The following is a 16,877-nucleotide window of genomic DNA, read 5'->3' as shown; positions in this document are numbered from 1 at the left end:
GAGGCGCCTACTTGCCTTCCAGGGCATTCACCGGCGTCCAGTCCGCCGGCGGTGGATTCTCAGTCAATAGCCGGGCACGCCTGGCGAAGTATCGGCTCGGCGGATCGTCGCCGGCGACGCTTTCGAACAGTTCGGCCGCTTTGGCAAAGTCGCGCGCGCGCCAGCATTCCAGTGCTCGGGCGTAAGTCGCGGCGCGGATGCCTTGGTTCGGTGTTTCCCGGTTCTTCTCTGCTAGCGGCTCGTACACCCTGATCGGTTCGTCGCGCCCCTGCACCCTGACCATGTCGAGCTCGCGCCAGGTATAGGCGCTGCGGCTCTGGTTCACGGTCATCTCCGACGCCATGATCACGGTGCCAAAATATTTGTTGGCGCCTTCGAGCCGCGAGGCGAGGTTTACGGTGTCGCTCATGACGGTGTAGTTGAAGCGCCGGCGCGAGCCGATATTGCCGACCACGGCTTCGCCGCTGTTCAGCCCGATGCGGTGGGCGAGGCCGCGGCCCCGGAACGCGGGATGGCTTTCGTTGAGCTCGACCAGCCGATCGCGGCATCCAAGCGCGGCCGCGACCGCGTTCCGTGCATGATCGGGATCGTCAGCGGGCGCGCCGAACATGGCGACGACGGAATCGCCGATATATTTGTCGACATAGCCGCCATGGCTTTCGATGATATCGGTCATTGCCGACAGATAATCGTTCATCAGTGCGACCAGCTCGCCCGGCGTCATCTTCTCGGCAACGGAGGAGAAGCCGCTGAGGTCGGAGAAGAACATGGTGATGTCACGCGTCTCTCCGCCGAGCACCGGCATCTTGCCGGAGGCGACCATGCCGTCGATCACCTCCGGTGCGAGGTAGAACGCAAAGCTCTTGCGCAGGAAACGCTCTTCGCGGTCGGCGATCATGAAGCGGTAGCCGATCATCATGGCGAGCGCTGCGAGACTCGCCAGAACGGGTTCCGTCAGGGGCAGTGCAAGCGCATGGACGAACGTGCCGACGGCGACGGCGGCATAGACGACGGAGAGCACGAACCAGCTCATCAGGGCGCCGCTCGGCGCCAGCATGCAGGCCGCGCAGGCAATGATTGCCGCGAACGTGATCGTCAGCATGGTCCGCGATGGGAAGCCTAACTCCGTAACGGCATCATGCTCGAGCAGATTTCGCACGACCGTGGCGTGGACGAACACGCCGGCAACCGCACCGTGGGCTTGCTGCGCGGAGCTCGCCGGCGCGCGCAGCGCGCATCGCGCCGCCGGGCCCCCGTCATATCCACCGGCCAGGCGCATCGAGGTCAGCTTACGGTCCTCGAAATTGAGGATGCTGCCGAGCAGCACGATCTTGCCGTCGAAGGCGCGGCGGAAGAAGTCGGTGTCTCTCTTTTCGACGCAGGCGTGCAGATCGGCGAAGGAATAAGCGGGGATGTCGCGGCCCATGCCGCGGAAGTTGGGCGAGAGCGTGTTGGGCACCGTGCCTGGAATCGCGTAGCCGGACAGTTCCGTTACGCCGGTCGGTCCGGTCTCAGGCCTGGCGCCGAGCGACTTTGCGGCAAGTTCGACGGCCATTGCGGGCACCGGCTGACCCTCGATGGAAAAGCTCAGGGGCATCCGCCGGATCACGTGGTCGGGGTCGGTATCGACGTTGAGAGCGCGGATGTTGCCGTTCACGGCCAGTTGCTGCGCGTGATCGGGCCTGTCCGGATGATCATTGCTGAGAATCTCGCCGAGCACGAGTTTGCCGCCGTCGGAGAGCCGCCTGAGCGCGATCAGATAGTCGCGGTCAAATCCCTTCACCCGGCTGCCGAACGATGCATCGCCAAAGGGAATCTCTGATTGCTCGATCGAGCTTGGAAAGATCACGTCGAACCCGATGACCTTGGCGCCACCCTCGGTGATGCTGTTGAGCACCCGGGCGATCTCACGGGTCCAGGTCTGGGTCGGTGATCCCTTGAAAGGCGGCGTCTCGTAGGTCTCCCCGTCAATGGCGACGACGACGACCGGCGATGTCGCGGGATCACGGTGATCGCCGATCAGGGTCCAGCGCAAGGCCGTGAGGATGTCGAGCGAAAGTCCTTGCAGTCTCTGAAACGGGGGGGACGCAAAAGCCGCGCCCGTGACGAGCGCGATCAGGATCGCCGCAACGATGTCCCGCCTGCCGATCCGCCGCATCGTTGCTGTCGCGGGCCGTCTATTCGAGCCGCAGCAGACGTCCGACGATCGGCGTCGGCGATGCGGTGGCGCCGGCGTCGACCTGGAACGTGTAGCGTTTGGCGCCGAGCTTCGCGAGATAGCTGCCGCCAGCGGTCAGCGACTTGCCGGCTTTCGAAAGGTCGTAGAATTTTCTGGCGACCAAGATGTCGCTCTTGAGCGGCAGCGTGATCATCGGCTCCTTGCCATCGGTACGTTCGATCACCAAGGTGCTGCCAGCCTTGGCCTGAATCAGCGGCGCGACACCGTAGATCGTCGGCAACTTTGCCGGCGGGCTGTTGGCTTCGGCTCGCAAGCCGCGGAACGTGGTCGCTGCGCTCTGGTTCGCCTCGCGCTCGGAGAGCTGCGCGGCGTTGGTGTCGCACGGCACCTTGATGCGCTCGACCTTGCCGAGTTGCACGGTGCTCTGCTCAGTGCCGACCAGGACGACGCCTTCGCTGATGGTCTCGCGCAGACAGGATTTCAGGTAGCTGAGCGTGATGCCCGCCTTTGGGCCGAGCTTGATGATCTTGCCGGGCGCCACATAGTCCATGAATTCGACGCCGTCGACCTTGCCCTGCACATCCTCGACGATGGCGGCCGGGCTCTCCGCGATGGCGGGGGCCGTGAGGCAAAACACGCCGACCACGGCGCCGATCAGGCTTCTCATGTCTCTCTCTTCCAGTTCGAACGATAGTCCACTGATTCAGATCCCGCTAATCCACGTCGCGCGAGCCTAGCAGGAGACGGCCCAGACAAGTGATGAAAATCACTCTTGGTCTTGGTGCACCACTGGCACGAACAGGTTCAAATCCGTGATGGCAGAAAATAGCGCCGTGGCAAAGGGTTACTCTCTAAGCATGTCAATGCGCCGCAGCGGATTCGGGGGCGCGATCCAGCTTCGGACCGCTCCCCATCACGTCCGATGCAAAGGGTATCGAGCCGGCCTGGGATTTCTGCAATGACGCCGCAGTGTGCGCGGGGATCGCCACCACCTCGTCCCAGCGCGAGAGAAAAGCCTCGACGCGGGCCGGGTCGAACTGCCGCCATGCCGCGCCGGTAATTTGACGAAATGGTTTTGCCGGGCGTTAACCTTGGCGGAATACGCGTCATATCAGTCATTGTCGCGCCCCTGAGTTGGTCGCAAATACGTTTGAATTTTGCGACGGATGTTGTTCATGCTCAGAGACGGCAAATACGCTGCCTGGTTCAGGACCCAGCGTGGCCAAGGCACAGGCCTTGTCGAATTGCTAGACGGGCGGATCTCGGGGCGCGATGGCTTCTTCACCTATGGCGGCTCCTATCAGGTCGATCAGCAGCGCTTCACGGCCGTGCTGACGGTGAAACGGCACGCAGAAGGTAATACGAGCGTGTTTGGTCCTGATGAAGTCGAGGCCCGTCTTTCCGGCCAATGCAACGGCGCAGTGGCGACGTGCTGGGGGACGGCAAGGGAGGCACCTGACGTCAGGTTCGAGTGTACGCTGATCTACAGCCAGGATGATTCCGTGGCCGCTGACGCCAAATGCGCGGCCGTGAAGCTCAACGCCGACAAATTGCCGAAGGGGCTCGATGGCCGGTCGCGGCTCCGGTCGCCCTTCTCGTCCGGGCCACTCGGATCGGTATGATCAACAGCCAGATTGGCTGCATACCGTGGCGCGCAACTTGACCGCGTTGAAGCCGCGAGAAGCGCGGCGCTCACCACCGGTGTACAAGCCAGGCTGGCTTATTTCAGCGGATGCGCTTTCTGATGCCAGGCCCAGGCGGTGCGGATCACGCTCGGCAGGTCGGAATGGCGCGGCACGAAGTCCAGCACCTTTCGCGCAGCCGTGGGGTCGGCGACCAGATAGGTCGGATCGCCGGCGCGGCGCGGCTTCACGGTGTGCGGCACCTCGCGCCCGGTCTCCTGCTTGATCGCGGTGAGGATTTCGCGCACCGAAAAGCCCGAGCCCGTGCCCAGGTTGAAGCTGCCGCCGACATGTCCCGATTCCAGCAGTTTCAATGCAGCGACATGAGCCGCGGCGAGGTCGGTGACGTGGATATAGTCCCGGATCGCGGTGCCGTCGGGCGTGTCGTAGTCGTCGCCGAACACCGCGAACTCGGCGTGGCCCTGCAACGCCATCATGGCGCGCGGAATGAGGTGCGTCTCGTTGTCACGCAATTCGCCGATGCCGCCGGCCGGATCGGCGCCGCTGGCATTGAAATAGCGCAGGCAGAACGCACCGAAGCCGTAAGCGGCGCGATAATCGGCGAGCATGCGCTCGATCATCCATTTCGAAGCGCCGTAGGGGTTGATCGGTGCACAGGGAAAATCTTCGGACAGCGCCTTGGAATCGGCATTGCCATAAACGGCGCCGGTCGAAGAGAAGACGATGCGATGGCAGCCCGCGTTGCGCATCGCCCCGAGCAGCGACAGCGTGCCCTGGACGTTGTTGACGTAGTATTTCTGCGGATCGATCATGGACTCGCCGACGAGACTCGCCGCCGCGAAGTGCATCACCGCCGTGACCGTGTGGTCGGCGAAGGTGCGCGCCAGCGTCGCGCCATCGAGCAGATCGCCCGTCACCAGCTCTCCGGCGACGAAGCTGCGATGCCCTGTTGTCAGATTGTCATAAACGACGGGCCGATAGCCGGCAGCGGCAAGCGCGCGGCAGGCGTGCGAGCCAATATAGCCGGCGCCTCCCGTGACGAGGATAGTCGGTCGGTCTGTCATATTCCCTCACCCCAACGCAAAAGCAGCGATCATCCAGGCCAGCCTTGCCACGAGCAGACCGCCGCAAAACACGAGCAGCGCTATCGAGAGCCACTCTGGTTCCTTGCGGCGCAAGGGCGCTGAGCGGCCGCGTGCGAGAGCTATTCCAACGGGAATATGGCCTGGATAAGAGGCTGCCGCTGCAACACCAACAGATCGAAGCTCGCGCAGCCTCAACCGAATCCCCTTCGATATCAAGAAATCTGGGCGCGCCCCCGGCAAGCACACACCGAAGCATAGAGTGATCGGCTCCCCACGCAAGCGGGTTGATTGGCGATTGCAGCCAAAAGGTTGTGGGGATCGCGAGAGCCGAGATGGAAACACCTGCGTCAGCCTCGCCTTCGCGTCGCCGTGTTTTGGCTCGAATCAGGCATAATTGCTCGCCCGGAATTTGGGGCGACCTGTGGTGTTTCACACCGGAGCAGATCGAGGCCAACGCAATCCGACCTGGGAGGTTGCCATGAATAGAGCCGTATGCCTGGCGGGCGCGTTGGTCGTTGCATTCCCGCTTTGTCCTGCGGCGCCGGCCCGCGCCGAAGTGGTCAAATTGCACGCCGATCTCAGGGGCGCCAACGAGGTGCCTCCAAATGCGAGCAAGGGTTCTGGGAAGGCCGAGGCTTCTTTCGACACCGACACCAAGGTTCTGACCTATACGGTGACCTATTCAGATCTGACAGGTCCCGCGCTGGGCGCGCATTTCCACGGACCAAGTGAACCGGGCAAGAACGCCGGCATCGTGTTGCCGTTCAAGTCTGCACAAACCCCGATCCATGGCACGGCAACTCTCACGGAGACGCAGGCTGCGGACCTGCTCGCTGGCAAATGGTATGCGAACATCCATACCGCAGCTAATCCGGGCGGTGAGCTGCGCGGACAGATGGCAAAATAATCTGTCGAACGAAATGGCGCTCGCACCTGCGGTGTGAATGGACGCCGCTATCCGTCAAGATGGCGGCCTGGGCAGAAACGTGAGAATGGTCTGGGCGAGGAAGACCCCGACGATTCCGCCTGCTGACTTTTGCATCACGTCGATGAATCGCGGATCGCGGTCGGGCACCAGCATCTGCAGGACCTCGAGTCCGATGGCGACTGCGATCACAAAAGCGCAAGCCAGCCTGAGGCGTCCCGGCAGCAGGAAGGATAGAAGGAAGCCCAACAGGCAATAGGCGCTGAACCGCTCGATCACGACGACCCAATAGGCCTCAGCATGGCCTATCAGCACCGGCCTGCCTGAGAGCGTTGCCAGCGTCGCATAAACGATGAGTGCAAGGCACACGCCCGCTGCTGCGATGAGATGATTTCGGCGCATCGCCCAATGTAGCCACTTTGACGACGTCTGGCTTTGAAAGGCGAGAACATCGTTAAAGCTCGGGCTTCGGCTATCCAGGCCTATTTCGCCGTGCAGGCATGGGATGGTTGTAGCTGCAACCCCTTGCGGCCGAACAATAGGGCGTCAGGGAGGGGCCACGTTGGCCAGAGGGTTCGAGAAGATCCGGTTCTGCTGGGTCGGAACCGGCTGCCCCGATCTGCCGATCTGCTCTGCTGCGCCGGACGGCGCGATCATCATCGCCATCATCGCCAGTACCAGGAACAACGGTCGCAGGCTCATTTTGCATCAACCCAAATGAAGGGCTGAGGTTCCAGCGCTACTCGTCGGTTGGCGGTTGGGAGGAAGGCTCTGTTGCAATCTGCTGTGCGCGTTGCAATCCCTCGATGAGGGTTGCCGTGAGTTTCGGGCCGATTGGGACCAGCACCAAATCGTTGTCCACCTCCATGCGCAAAATGGTGTCGGTGGTCTTCCCATCTTTGACCACGTCAACGCGACGCGGAACCAATACGAGCCTTACGGGTGGCCGAGTAGGTTTGGGCGGGGCGTCTGTCATGGCAAAGGTGCTCAACGGCAAGGTGGCTTGATCCAGGATATATCTCCCACTCCTCTGGGCGCCAGACAATCTTGACTAGCAACTCACTTCGCAAGAAAGTTAAGGGAGAGATGGCCAAGAGCCGGCAAAAGGCCCACAAGCAGTCCCGGTCCGGTCTTCTCGTGACGTCAGAGGCCGTGCGTTGTAGCTTTGACGGAACGATTTGAGTCGATCGAAAGCACGAGCGGCAGGAGATCTTTATTTTTTCTCCATGGAGACGGTTCGTTGGAAGGGGCCGGCTAAATGGCATCGACCGCTGCAGATTTAGAAACTGCACCTGCGCGGGGTGAACGTATCGTGGTTAAGAAAGCTGCGGGACGCCGCCTTCGCGGCAAGCTTGTCCGCGATGCTGATGTCGAATGCGAATTAACAAGCTGCAAGCCTTCGCCAAGAGCGCTGTGTTGTTGATTCCGGGTTCCGTTTAATCATTTCCTGAATGTGCACTTGTGCTGCCAAGGCCGTTGTCATCAGATCGCTCTGCGAGAGGCGCAACCGATGTTGAGCAACTTAAAATGAGACGAAAGGCGCACCAGACGGGTCGATTGAAGGCCGCGCGCCCTCGGAGCGCAACGACCGAGAAGGGGCACGGCTCCGATCAAAAGCTCCAGGAATTTCTCGTCGGAATATTGGAGGCGCTCGAGTCGGGCCCAGCGAGGACCACGGAGCGAACTGCAAGGTTGATGCGAAAGCGGAAATAGCTTGACCTTTCCGCCGATGAGCGAGCTCGGGCCTTGCCTAGGCCACCATGGCATTGCTTGAGTGAGATGTCTCCGATCGACGCCGAGAGGCATGCTCTTCCAGAAGCTCCATGAATCTTGCATACGGCAGGGGTGCTGCGACCAGATAACCTTGGCCTTGCTCGACGCCGCAAGCCATGAGCGCGTGGCGCTGGTCCTCGGTCTCGATTCCTTCAGCAACCACCGTCATCTCGAGGTCCTTCGCCAGAACGACCAACATTTCTACAATCGTGGTGGTCGAGGCGTCGATCGCAATCGTATCGACGAAATATTTGTCGATCTTGATTGTGTTCGCGCCCAAGCCCTTGAGTCGCGACAGGCCACTGTGACCGACGCCAACGTCGTCTATGGCAACGCGGAACCCGTAACTGCGAAGCTGAGCGACCAGAGCTGCTGCGCGGGCGAGATCGTCGAGCTCGTCGCGCTCGGTGACCTCGATCATGATCTGGCGTGCCGAGACCCTTGCTGAGAGAACGGTGCGGCGGAGCGTTTCGACGAACCCGGCACTCAGCAGATGCTTTGGAACGACATTGAGGGACAGCTTGAAGTCCTTGTGGGCACGCAGATGTGGTCGAAGATCGGACAGAGCGCGCTGCAGGAGGTGCCACGTCATGACTTGGATGCGCCCGCTGGACTCCGCGAGCGGAATGAAATTCATGGGAGGAACCACGGATCCATCCTCCCGCTGCCAACGTGCCAGGATTTCGCATCCTTTGATTGCGCCCGTCCTTAGATCGAAGATCGGCTGGAAGTAGGGCTTGAACTCGCTGCGCGCAATTGCGCGGTCGAGGTCGGCGATTGGCCCTTCCGTCCGCCGGCTCCGCGCGAGCAACAGGCCGAAAAGCGCGCCCAGGACCAGGACGATTGCCATCGCAGGCCAATAGACTTCGGCGTTCCAATGCGACAGCACCGCACGGTCGACGCGGATTGTCGTTCGAAGGGGAAAGCGCGTGGAGGTTTTCTGAAATTCGATCGGCGATGGAAGTGCTTTGTCCGTACCCAAAGCGAATTCGCCGAGGGTCTCGCCGCTGTTCAAGGCAAGCAACACTTCACTATGGTCCCGTAAATCGGCCGGCATGATGTCGAACAGGGTTGCATTGATGCGGACAATGGCCACCAACGCCTTCTTCGCGTCGATGTCTCTCAATATGCCGAGTGCATCGCCCCCGAATTGCTCGACCCGGAACAACAACAACTTCTTGTCGTCTGAGCTCAGCATGTCCGCGCGATCGACCCAACCCTTGTCGAATTCGAGCGTTTCGGAATACGCCGAGCAGATCACCGAACCGTCTGGATTGGCGAGCCGGACGTCCTTGATGGCGGAGCGCTGATAGATATGGAGGCGGACCGCCTGCAACGCGGTCGGATCGCAATTCGCAAAACCGCGCCCGGCCAGTTCGTCGAGACTTGCCGCTGCCAGATCGACCGCGACCTCGGATCGGCGGAGCACGACCTCGCTCAGCTCGTTGAGCTGGCGAGCCTGCTGATGATGGATGAAACCGGTCGTGGCGAAGTTACCTGCCAAGCCAAACGCAGCCGTGCTCGCAAGGACGAGCGCCGCCAGCACGAGGTTTGGCCGCCGTAGTGTCATCCGGCCCGAGAGGTTAAATCCGTTGACCCAAGCCTTAGCTCGCCAGGCGCTAAGATTAGGTTTAGACCGCTCGGACCTATCCGGATCGAGGCCCGGGAACGTCTATTTCGTGCCGAGTTTGGATTTGAGGGAGAGGCCAAGGCGCATTGCCATCCTCTTGATGGCATCGGGCGATCGACCGAGTTGCTTGGCCGCCTCTTCCAATGTGATCGAACCCTTTGCCAGCTCAATCAATCGACGGTCTTCCTTGAACGACCAGGGCTTGCGCGCCATAACGCTGGAAATCCTCTCTCGCGACACAAAGTACAAAGCCGTCCAGCAAGACCCATGTTCGCTCGACGGGTGGGCCGAGCCTTGGGGAAGCCCGGTGCGCACAGGGATAAGTGATCTGATAAAACGCGCAACAAAGAGCGCGGATTAAGCTAACCGCTCAACCTTACCGGCACTGAAAACAGGCGTGGAAGGCCGGAAAAGTACGAGTATTCTCCGCAGGAGCGTTGAGTGAGGTAACCATCTTGGCTCGAAGACGCCGCTCCAATGTGGGCTGCGAATGATGGTTCACGTCCCAGCAGACAACGGTTCACGCGTTCGACAATGCGCTCGTCACGAGCGCATCCTGAACGTCCATAGGACTGCCCGGCGAAGTTACACTAACGCGAAAGTCCGATTGTCCGGAAGACGCCGGTCTTCTAGGGTGTGCACGTTTTTGCAACTCGAGCTTTTAGCACCGGCTATTTTAGATGCGCCCGTGTCTTGGCGTCGAGCTCTTGACGGCATACGTTTTGTGAGGGTCCCCTTGATGAGGCCTTCTCTACAGCTGGCGTAATTTTTATGTAGGCTATAATATGCTTGACTATAGGATTAACGCGCCCCGTCGCTATTTTGTCGACGGTCTCGGTCAACGCGTCATGATAGGTCTTTCGCTCGAAGAGACGACCGAGTTCGAGGCTTTGGATGGCTTGCACGTTTCAGCCGCGGACGATCGGAGCGGAGAACGCGACGGCCGTTCCCGGGAGATGCTCGAGATGCGCTGGTCAGAGCTCTACATCAAACATGATGCAGCTTGGCGGCTCTGGATCGCACAAAGCCGGGCTGGATCTGCAGAAAGCTTCAAGGATTCTTAACCATAACCGATTGATGCTCCTGGCCCACGGCATCGGAACCGGAAATTGCTAGATGTTCCAGCTTTTTCTCAGAGCTCGCGCGCATAATCTTCTGAACTATCGCGCTGGAGAGAAGCACTTCAAGGCGCGATCGGCCGAACGCGATGCTGAAACCGATCACGCGCGCATTGCGTCCATATTTGCGGCCGTTGACGGTGCGCTGGGCGCTGCAGAGCGCGAGCAAGCCGGCCTGAACAGGCGGGTCGATGATGCGTTGGCGCGCGCTGCGGTGACTTTCGGCAACGGTTCGGATGAGTACCTGGAGCGTGAGCCGCTCGACAATCACCATCAGGATCTCTTCGCAGCCGACATTTCCAACGGCCAGCGCCGTCTCAAGGAGCTTGGGGCCACGGTGTCACATTTGAAGTTCATCAAAGCAGCTCTGCTCTCCCGCTTTCCCGATTTCAAGCCACGGCTCAGCAGCTAGGGCAGGGGCTTCACCGCTCCGAACGTTGATTTCATCAGAGACGCTCGAGCGAACGCGCCGCAGTCGAGACCGTACCCGCTGACGGCCCCTCAGCTCGCTATGACTTCAAGCACGGGCTCACTCAGTCCAGCGAGCTCAATCGATATGGCTTGACCTTTGGGAAGTATGCCGGCTGAGAAGGCTCTGACGTAGGCCAGCCGAGATGCAATGGGATTGCAGACGATTTCGCCCAGATCGCTAAGTGCGTCAACGATTTGCTGGCCCTCCAAGGTGCGCGGATCGACCCGATTGGGGACCAGGAAGGTTGGAACGTCTGCGTCGCGCTTGCTGCGCGCGAACGCGATAGCCGAGATGGTTTCTTCCGTCGCGCTCAGGTCGAGACCCGACGGCGTGCACGGCAAGACGACCACGTCGGCGACTGCGACGGCCGCGCCGACCGCATATTCATGAGGCGGAGTATCGATGATCGTGATCGATCCCGGCGCCGAGCGGATGAGGTTTGCCCAGTTACCAGCTTGGCCGTATTGCAACGGGACCTCCGAAACACGAAACGGAAGCCGGCCTGGTGCGGCCCATTCGGCGGCGGACCGTTGCGGATCGGCATCGATGACGTCTACCAACATGCCGCGTCGGTAAAGATCTCCGGCAAGGCTGATCGCGATCGTCGTCTTGCCTGCGCCGCCCTTCCGCTGGACAACTGATATCACCGAGCGCATTTGCTTAATTCTCTTGCCTGGAGCCGCGCTGGTTTCGCCGACCGTCTCCATCAATCTTACGAATGATATTCATATTCAAGTCCCGCTGATTGCGCCTTTCTCGTTGAGAACGGAGTGTTGCAATCTTGTGACCGGCCGGCAGGCGCAGACGAACTGTCGGCCGGCGGCATTTGACTCGCCACGGATGAAAATTGGTCCTATAAGGCCTGGTTAATTATTCCTTAATTCGGTTTCATCCGGACCAGGTTGTTCGTCGTGGCTGATATTACCGACTATCGGGTCTCGGGAGAGGCCGGCCGCCTCGAGACAGGAGCGGGGCGAGGATTCGGAATTCCTGGCTACCTGGTTGGGCCGGCGGTGTTCTTCACTGACCTTTGCGTGCTGGTTCTGGCCAGCGTCGCGTCGGCTGTTGGCTATCACGGCGTAATGCTGCAGGAAGTTGGGGACCTCTCGACCTTCGTCGGCCTTGCCTGCGCGGTCGCTTTCTATGTCGGGGCGTTCCTCGCGTATCGCGGCGGATACTCGGTTCGGCGCTTGATGCAGCCACTCGTGCAGTGCCGTGAGGTCAGCATCGCCTGGGTCGCCGTGTTTCTGATGTTGGTGACGCTGGCGTTCCTGCTCAAGGTTGGTCCCAACGTGTCCCGTGGGGCGACAATCACGTTCTTCGTCACGGGGTGGAGTGCCATCGCGGCGTCGCGCGGGTTGCTTAGCGCACAACTCGGCCGCCGCGCCCGGCAAATCATTGCGCCCCGACAGGTGGTTGTCATCAGCGATCAGCGCATTGAGGAGGGGCGACCTCATTTGGAGGACCTTGCACTCAACGGGTATGATGTGGCGCGCTTCTTCGTGCTTTCGCCATCGACCAAGATCGCGGAGGTGGGTGATGAACTGATCGAGGCTGCGCGGCCCCACCATCGTGTCGACAGCTATTTTCTCCTGATGGACTGGGGAAGGCCCGATCGCATCGCCGAGCTGGCGGAGCTGCTTCGCGCGGTACCCCTGCCGATACGACTCTTTCCCGATCCCAAATTTGCGCGCTTCCTCGGGCAGCAAGATGGGGCGGTTGGTGGTGTGTGGGCGGCGGAAATTCAGCGTGCACCGCTGAGCCTTTGGGAGCGTCTTGCAAAGCGCGCTCTTGACGTTGTGGTGGCGAGCGCCTTGCTCATGGCGACGCTGCCTTTGATGTTGATCTCGGCGATCTTGGTCAAAATGACTTCGCGCGGGCCCGTTTTTTTCACGCAGACGCGCACCGGATTCAATGGGACATCATTTCGGATTTTCAAATTTCGAACGCTGACGACGATGGATGACGGGCCGGTCGTGCGTCAGGTGTCGCGCTACGATGACCGAGTGACCCGCGTCGGTCGCTTTCTGCGTCGAAGCAGTCTCGATGAATTGCCGCAACTGATCAACATTCTTCGAGGTGAGATGTCGCTTGTCGGGCCGCGCCCGCATGCTGCGGCCCATACCGACCATTACGGCCAGCTGATCGCCAATTATGCACATCGCCATCATGTCAAACCCGGATTGACAGGGTGGGCCCAGGTCAATGGTTTTCGCGGGGAAACGACGCTCGCTCAGATGAAGGCACGGGTCGATCACGATCTTTGGTATATCGACAATTGGAGCCCTTGGCTCGACATCAAAATCTTGATCAAGACCTCGGTCGTGGCACTCAAGGCGTCTGCCTATTAGGTGAGCTGAGGATCGTGCCTGCCGGTTAGTTAACCCGTTGCCTTGCAGCCGCCGCATAGCAAAAAGTAAAACTTCCGTAAATGAACGGATTTGTCATATCCGTAGATTCGCTGCTCCACCCTTGGGCAGATGCGCGCGGGATTGAGGCATTGACGACGCGCGGCGGAAGCTAACGGGTTGAAATCAAATAGAAATTTTTTTGATCGCGCTGCACAATCGCGAGCATTGACTCCTTGGAAACTATACGGCATTTATGCGACCAGGTAACGGCAAGTTAAGCATAACTCGTAATCCGTCCATTCTTCGGGCGGAAGGTGCAGCTTACGAGTTGGGCGACGTTGGGCGACCGACGTCGGAAATGAAGCATAACTCGTAATCCGTCCGTTCTTCGGGCGGACAGGTGCAGCTGACGAGTTAGGTGGCGTTGGGTGACCGACGTCGGAAATGAAGCATAGCTCGTAATCCGCCCGTTCTTCGGGCGGAAGGTGCAGCCTACGAGCTAAGTGACGTTGGGTGACCGACGTTGGAAATGAGCCGATAGGCATGTTTCGCCTTCGAGCTGGAATGGGGCAGTGATTATGGCTACCTACGATTATACCGAAGCTCAATTTAACGCGTTGCTTGGAGCTCACGTCGATTCACAGACCCTGACGGAAATCGATAATTATCTGATTTCGAAAGGGTTTTTCGGGACCCCCACCAGCACGATCGCGGTGCAAGGGGTAAATGGCTATCAGCCGGTTGATCCCAGTGCGAACGTCATTTTCGATGGCGACTCGCCCGCAGCCATCACGACTGACGCCAACGACGCACTGATCGGCGTCGAGCCCGGTGGAAACCTCGCGGTATACGGTTCCCAGAGCGTCGGCATTGTCATCGAGGATGGCGGGCCGGCCAAAATTACGCTGCTCGACACCGGTAATGACATCGTGTGGGGATCGTCAGGTAACGACACGATCACCGCAGGCGGTGGCAACGACACCATCTACGGCGCCGGTGGCAACAACGTCCTGATCGCAGGCACGGGCAACAGCTCGATCTATGGTGGAACGGGCAACGACCTCTTCGTCGATACGCATGGCGGTGCCAATCATTTCTTCGGTGGCGGCGGCAACGATACGATGTACGGCGGTTCGGGTGCCGATACGCTTGAAGCGAGCGGCACGGGCCACAACCAGCTTTATGCGGGTAGCGGCAGCCAGACCCTGATTGCTGGAAATGGTGGCGATACGCTGTTCGGTGGTGCCGGCAACGACTCGCTGGTAGGCGGCACCGGCAACGATGTGATCACGTCGGTTGGTTCTGGCAACAACACGCTGATTTCGGGCGGTGGTAACGACCGTATCCAGTCATCGAGCAGCGGTAACGATTCGATCGTCGGTGGTTCCGGCAACAGCACGCTGATTGCCGGCTCCGGTAACGATACGATCACCGGCGGCACCGGCAATGAGTCGCTGATCTCCAGTGCTGGTGGCAACACCACGATGAACGGTGGTGGCGGCAACGACACGTTCTATGCATCCGGCTCAGGCAACGTTTCGATGACCGGTGGCAGCGGCAACGACACGATGTACGCCAACGGCAGCGGCAACGACACTCTCGTGGCGGGGTCCGGTGCAACATTGATGTATGCGGGTGCCAGCTCCGGTACCGACTCGTTCACGCTCAATGGCAACGACACGCTGTTCGGTGGTTCGGGCATCGACGTCATCAACATCTCGGGTTCGGGCAACCAGGCTCATCTGGACGGTGCGTCGGTTGCGAGCGCGACCATCACCGGCAGCGGCGCCAACACGGTCTGGGCCGGTTCGGGCAGCGACACGATCAATGCCAGCACGTCCTCGGGCAACAACCTGTTCATCACCGGTTCGGGCAGCGCGTCGATCACGGGCGGTTCGGGCAACGATCAATTCGAGGTCACCTCGCTTACGAACAGCACGATCGACGGCGGCGCGGGCAGCAACGTCGCCTACATGGACGGCCTCAACACGACCGATGTCACGATCAACACGACTGCTGGCGTTACCACCGTCACGGACGGCAGCCACACGCTGACGTTCACGAACGTGCAGGATATTATTTTCGGCAACACCGACTACAAGCCTTCCTGACCCTAACTATCCGTCGATCGAAAACGCCCCCTCTTCAGGGGGCGTTTTTTTTCGTTCGGGCCTTCGTGGAGTGCCGCCTTGGCTCGTGCGCCCCCATGTTGAGAGAGGCCGGCCTATTGGCGCGTCGAAACAGGTGGCGTCACCCGTCGTGCGCGGTCCAAGCCATCGATTAAAGTCGAGAGCAGCCGTGGGCCGACCGGCACGATGTACGTGGTGCTGTCGTCGATTTCCATGTGAAGAAAGGTATCAGGGGAACGGTGATCCTTGATGACACTGATCCGACGCGGAATCATCGACAGTCGTGCCGGGCTGCCGTGCTGCCGCGCGGCCTGACCCAATTGGAAGGCAACTTCCGTCAAAGCTTCGCGGGAAAAGACTGCCTCGATGATCCCGTTCTGATCGGTTTGAAGTGGAATGGTAATGTCCTTGCCATCCTCGTCCGCGATGGGGGCGCGCGTCGAAAGGACCCGGATTGACCCTGGTGCATCGGGCATCATTCATCTCCCGTCTGTGTCGGTGGAAGTTTGTCCTGAGCCAGGGGCCTTGTCCACTCCACGAGGAGCGTCGAAAAGACTGTCGCGACGCGTCGCCGCCTCAGCGATTGATCGTGGTGCACGGCGAGTCCACGGCAAAGCCGAGCGCAAGCAGCCCGAGCACAATCAGCCATGCCGTCTCGTGGCGCGATACAACGTTGATCCCCCGTCTTCGAGGAAACTAGGGCGACAGACTGACGAGAGCCTTACGGCGACAAGTATGTTTTGGCGGGGTTCTATGGGATCGGACTCATGTGATGCCGATCGAATTGGGAAGACGTCAATTTGCCCGCTGTTCCATCAGCGGCTACGTCAATTGCTTGAGTGTCATTACTCCATGAAGTTGAGGCCGCCTCTGAGCAATTCGCTCAGGATCTCAGCTCTATTGGCCTGTGGCATCAGGGCCAGAGCATAGAAGTCGTAGCAATTTCCCTTGATGACGAGCACTTCCTCGAAGCGCGCCTCGAGGAGCAGGCGAGCGATACGCTCTTCGGTGAAGCCGCTATTATGCGCCATATAGAAGTTGCCTCGCTCGATCGAGGCAGCGTGTCCGTAGATCATGTCGAGCGCAGTGATCGGACCGAGTGGGGATTGGTAGGCGACCTCATCTCCGCGGCCCTGCGCGACGAGAGCTGCCACGGGCTCCAGATCCGGCGATGTAATCAACGCAAACCCGTCCTGCTTCAACACCCGGAAGATCCCCCGCAGCGCTGAGCGGACGTCATGTGGATGAAGATGCTCGAGGCTGTGCGAGCAATAGACCGCGTCAAAGCTCTTGTCTGCTACGGGGCTGAGGTCCTCGAGCGAGCCAACGATGTCTGGCGACACGCGAGAGTCGACGTCCATGCGGACTTCCTGCCAGTTTTCGCTGCGGAAGCTGCGCTGCAATCGCTCGGGGTTCACCGGCCCGCTTCCAGCGTTGAGTACCTTCTTTTTCATAGCGCCGAACCTACAAAACCAACCATCTCTGCAATCAATCCAAGAACAATATGCACATGGTCCCTATTCCCGGGAGTTAACACGTTGCTCTCGCCGACCCCGTGGGCAGAGCTGAGTA

Annotated in this window: 17 protein-coding genes; 7 read left to right on the top strand and 10 right to left on the bottom strand. The window is 60.1% G+C overall.

Features of this window, described 5'->3' with window-relative positions; translation table 11 throughout:
- Positions 1-7: 7 nt before the first annotated feature.
- Together BM222_RS08490 and BM222_RS08485 are read right to left on the bottom strand one after the other, a co-directional pair.
- On the bottom strand, positions 8-2,158 hold the full coding sequence (locus tag BM222_RS08490; protein WP_092227841.1) for a CHASE2 domain-containing protein: 2,151 nt from the start codon (positions 2,156-2,158) through the stop codon (positions 8-10).
- Positions 2,159-2,177: 19 nt separating this feature from the next.
- Positions 2,178-2,846 (bottom strand): hypothetical protein, encoded by a 669-nt coding sequence (locus tag BM222_RS08485; protein ID WP_092227840.1) that lies wholly within the window; start codon positions 2,844-2,846, stop codon positions 2,178-2,180.
- Positions 2,847-3,354: 508 nt separating this feature from the next.
- On the opposite strand from BM222_RS08485, the gene BM222_RS08480 reads away from it, so the two are divergent.
- Complete coding sequence (locus tag BM222_RS08480) at positions 3,355-3,801, top strand: hypothetical protein (protein ID WP_092227968.1); 447 nt, start codon at positions 3,355-3,357, stop codon at positions 3,799-3,801.
- Positions 3,802-3,899: 98 nt separating this feature from the next.
- Here BM222_RS08480 and galE read toward each other — a convergent pair whose 3' ends face one another.
- Entirely contained in the window at positions 3,900-4,886 is a 987-nt protein-coding gene (gene galE, locus BM222_RS08475; protein WP_092227839.1) for a UDP-glucose 4-epimerase GalE, read from the bottom strand.
- 499 nt (positions 4,887-5,385) lie between these two features.
- On the opposite strand from galE, the gene BM222_RS08470 reads away from it, so the two are divergent.
- Complete coding sequence (locus BM222_RS08470) at positions 5,386-5,814, top strand: CHRD domain-containing protein (RefSeq protein WP_092227967.1); 429 nt, start codon at positions 5,386-5,388, stop codon at positions 5,812-5,814.
- Positions 5,815-5,868: 54 nt separating this feature from the next.
- Here BM222_RS08470 and BM222_RS08465 read toward each other — a convergent pair whose 3' ends face one another.
- The 3 genes from BM222_RS08465 to BM222_RS08460 form a co-directional block, all read right to left on the bottom strand.
- A complete protein-coding gene (locus tag BM222_RS08465; protein WP_092227838.1) occupies positions 5,869-6,234 on the bottom strand; it encodes a VanZ family protein in 366 nt (121 codons plus the stop codon).
- A gap of 144 nt (positions 6,235-6,378) precedes the next feature.
- Positions 6,379-6,534 carry a hypothetical protein gene (locus BM222_RS40940; RefSeq protein WP_177243089.1) on the bottom strand — a complete coding sequence of 52 codons (156 nt, stop codon included), beginning with the start codon at positions 6,532-6,534 and terminating at the stop codon, positions 6,379-6,381.
- A 1,048-nt stretch (positions 6,535-7,582) separates the two neighbouring features.
- Positions 7,583-9,034, bottom strand: coding sequence for an EAL domain-containing protein (locus tag BM222_RS08460; protein ID WP_244547066.1), 1,452 nt, complete (start codon positions 9,032-9,034; stop codon positions 7,583-7,585).
- Here BM222_RS08460 and BM222_RS41955 point away from each other — a divergent pair.
- Positions 8,921-9,169, top strand: coding sequence for a hypothetical protein (locus tag BM222_RS41955; protein WP_244547072.1), 249 nt, complete (start codon positions 8,921-8,923; stop codon positions 9,167-9,169). The genes BM222_RS08460 and BM222_RS41955 overlap by 114 nt on opposite strands.
- A gap of 108 nt (positions 9,170-9,277) precedes the next feature.
- On the opposite strand, the gene BM222_RS40935 is transcribed toward BM222_RS41955, so the two are convergent.
- Positions 9,278-9,448 (bottom strand): hypothetical protein, encoded by a 171-nt coding sequence (locus BM222_RS40935; RefSeq protein WP_177243088.1) that lies wholly within the window; start codon positions 9,446-9,448, stop codon positions 9,278-9,280.
- A 572-nt stretch (positions 9,449-10,020) separates the two neighbouring features.
- On the opposite strand from BM222_RS40935, the gene BM222_RS08455 reads away from it, so the two are divergent.
- Together BM222_RS08455 and BM222_RS08450 are read left to right on the top strand one after the other, a co-directional pair.
- Positions 10,021-10,299: a hypothetical protein gene (locus BM222_RS08455; RefSeq protein WP_092227836.1), complete on the top strand. Its 279-nt coding sequence runs from the start codon at positions 10,021-10,023 to the stop codon at positions 10,297-10,299.
- Positions 10,300-10,351: 52 nt separating this feature from the next.
- Positions 10,352-10,765 (top strand): hypothetical protein, encoded by a 414-nt coding sequence (locus tag BM222_RS08450; RefSeq protein WP_092227835.1) that lies wholly within the window; start codon positions 10,352-10,354, stop codon positions 10,763-10,765.
- Between the two features lie 89 nt (positions 10,766-10,854).
- Here BM222_RS08450 and BM222_RS08445 read toward each other — a convergent pair whose 3' ends face one another.
- Positions 10,855-11,532 (bottom strand): nucleotide-binding protein, encoded by a 678-nt coding sequence (locus BM222_RS08445; RefSeq protein ID WP_092227834.1) that lies wholly within the window; start codon positions 11,530-11,532, stop codon positions 10,855-10,857.
- 204 nt (positions 11,533-11,736) lie between these two features.
- Between BM222_RS08445 and BM222_RS08440 the strand changes: the two genes are divergently transcribed.
- Together BM222_RS08440 and BM222_RS08435 are read left to right on the top strand one after the other, a co-directional pair.
- On the top strand, positions 11,737-13,176 hold the full coding sequence (locus BM222_RS08440; RefSeq protein WP_177243087.1) for an undecaprenyl-phosphate glucose phosphotransferase: 1,440 nt from the start codon (positions 11,737-11,739) through the stop codon (positions 13,174-13,176).
- A 578-nt stretch (positions 13,177-13,754) separates the two neighbouring features.
- Positions 13,755-15,287, top strand: coding sequence for a calcium-binding protein (locus BM222_RS08435; protein ID WP_092227832.1), 1,533 nt, complete (start codon positions 13,755-13,757; stop codon positions 15,285-15,287).
- Positions 15,288-15,400: 113 nt separating this feature from the next.
- On the opposite strand, the gene BM222_RS08430 is transcribed toward BM222_RS08435, so the two are convergent.
- Positions 15,401-15,784, bottom strand: coding sequence for a hypothetical protein (locus BM222_RS08430; protein ID WP_092227831.1), 384 nt, complete (start codon positions 15,782-15,784; stop codon positions 15,401-15,403).
- 366 nt (positions 15,785-16,150) lie between these two features.
- The gene (locus tag BM222_RS08425) at positions 16,151-16,798 is read right to left on the bottom strand and encodes a class I SAM-dependent methyltransferase (RefSeq protein WP_502690877.1); all 648 of its coding nucleotides are present in this window, start codon (positions 16,796-16,798) and stop codon (positions 16,151-16,153) included.
- Positions 16,799-16,877: the final 79 nt, after the last annotated feature.

The organism is Bradyrhizobium sp. Gha, from assembly GCF_900113735.1.
Classification (GTDB): domain Bacteria; phylum Pseudomonadota; class Alphaproteobacteria; order Rhizobiales; family Xanthobacteraceae; genus Bradyrhizobium.
This window is presented reverse-complemented; position numbering and strand designations above follow the sequence as displayed.

Excerpts from the sequence above, each read along its gene's own strand:
- BM222_RS08490 (WP_092227841.1), bottom strand. The coding sequence starts at position 2,158 with ATGCGGCGGATCGGCAGGCGGGACATCGTTGCGGCGATCCTGATCGCG.
- BM222_RS08485 (WP_092227840.1), bottom strand. The coding sequence starts at position 2,846 with ATGAGAAGCCTGATCGGCGCCGTGGTCGGCGTGTTTTGCCTCACGGCC.
- BM222_RS08480 (WP_092227968.1), top strand. The coding sequence starts at position 3,355 with ATGCTCAGAGACGGCAAATACGCTGCCTGGTTCAGGACCCAGCGTGGC.
- galE (WP_092227839.1), bottom strand. The coding sequence starts at position 4,886 with ATGACAGACCGACCGACTATCCTCGTCACGGGAGGCGCCGGCTATATT.
- BM222_RS08470 (WP_092227967.1), top strand. The coding sequence starts at position 5,386 with ATGAATAGAGCCGTATGCCTGGCGGGCGCGTTGGTCGTTGCATTCCCG.
- BM222_RS08465 (WP_092227838.1), bottom strand. The coding sequence starts at position 6,234 with ATGCGCCGAAATCATCTCATCGCAGCAGCGGGCGTGTGCCTTGCACTC.
- BM222_RS40940 (WP_177243089.1), bottom strand. The coding sequence starts at position 6,534 with ATGAGCCTGCGACCGTTGTTCCTGGTACTGGCGATGATGGCGATGATG.
- BM222_RS41955 (WP_244547072.1), top strand. The coding sequence starts at position 8,921 with ATGGAGGCGGACCGCCTGCAACGCGGTCGGATCGCAATTCGCAAAACC.
- BM222_RS40935 (WP_177243088.1), bottom strand. The coding sequence starts at position 9,448 with ATGGCGCGCAAGCCCTGGTCGTTCAAGGAAGACCGTCGATTGATTGAG.
- BM222_RS08455 (WP_092227836.1), top strand. The coding sequence starts at position 10,021 with ATGCTTGACTATAGGATTAACGCGCCCCGTCGCTATTTTGTCGACGGT.
- BM222_RS08450 (WP_092227835.1), top strand. The coding sequence starts at position 10,352 with ATGTTCCAGCTTTTTCTCAGAGCTCGCGCGCATAATCTTCTGAACTAT.
- BM222_RS08445 (WP_092227834.1), bottom strand. The coding sequence starts at position 11,532 with ATGGAGACGGTCGGCGAAACCAGCGCGGCTCCAGGCAAGAGAATTAAG.
- BM222_RS08435 (WP_092227832.1), top strand. The coding sequence starts at position 13,755 with ATGGCTACCTACGATTATACCGAAGCTCAATTTAACGCGTTGCTTGGA.
- BM222_RS08430 (WP_092227831.1), bottom strand. The coding sequence starts at position 15,784 with ATGATGCCCGATGCACCAGGGTCAATCCGGGTCCTTTCGACGCGCGCC.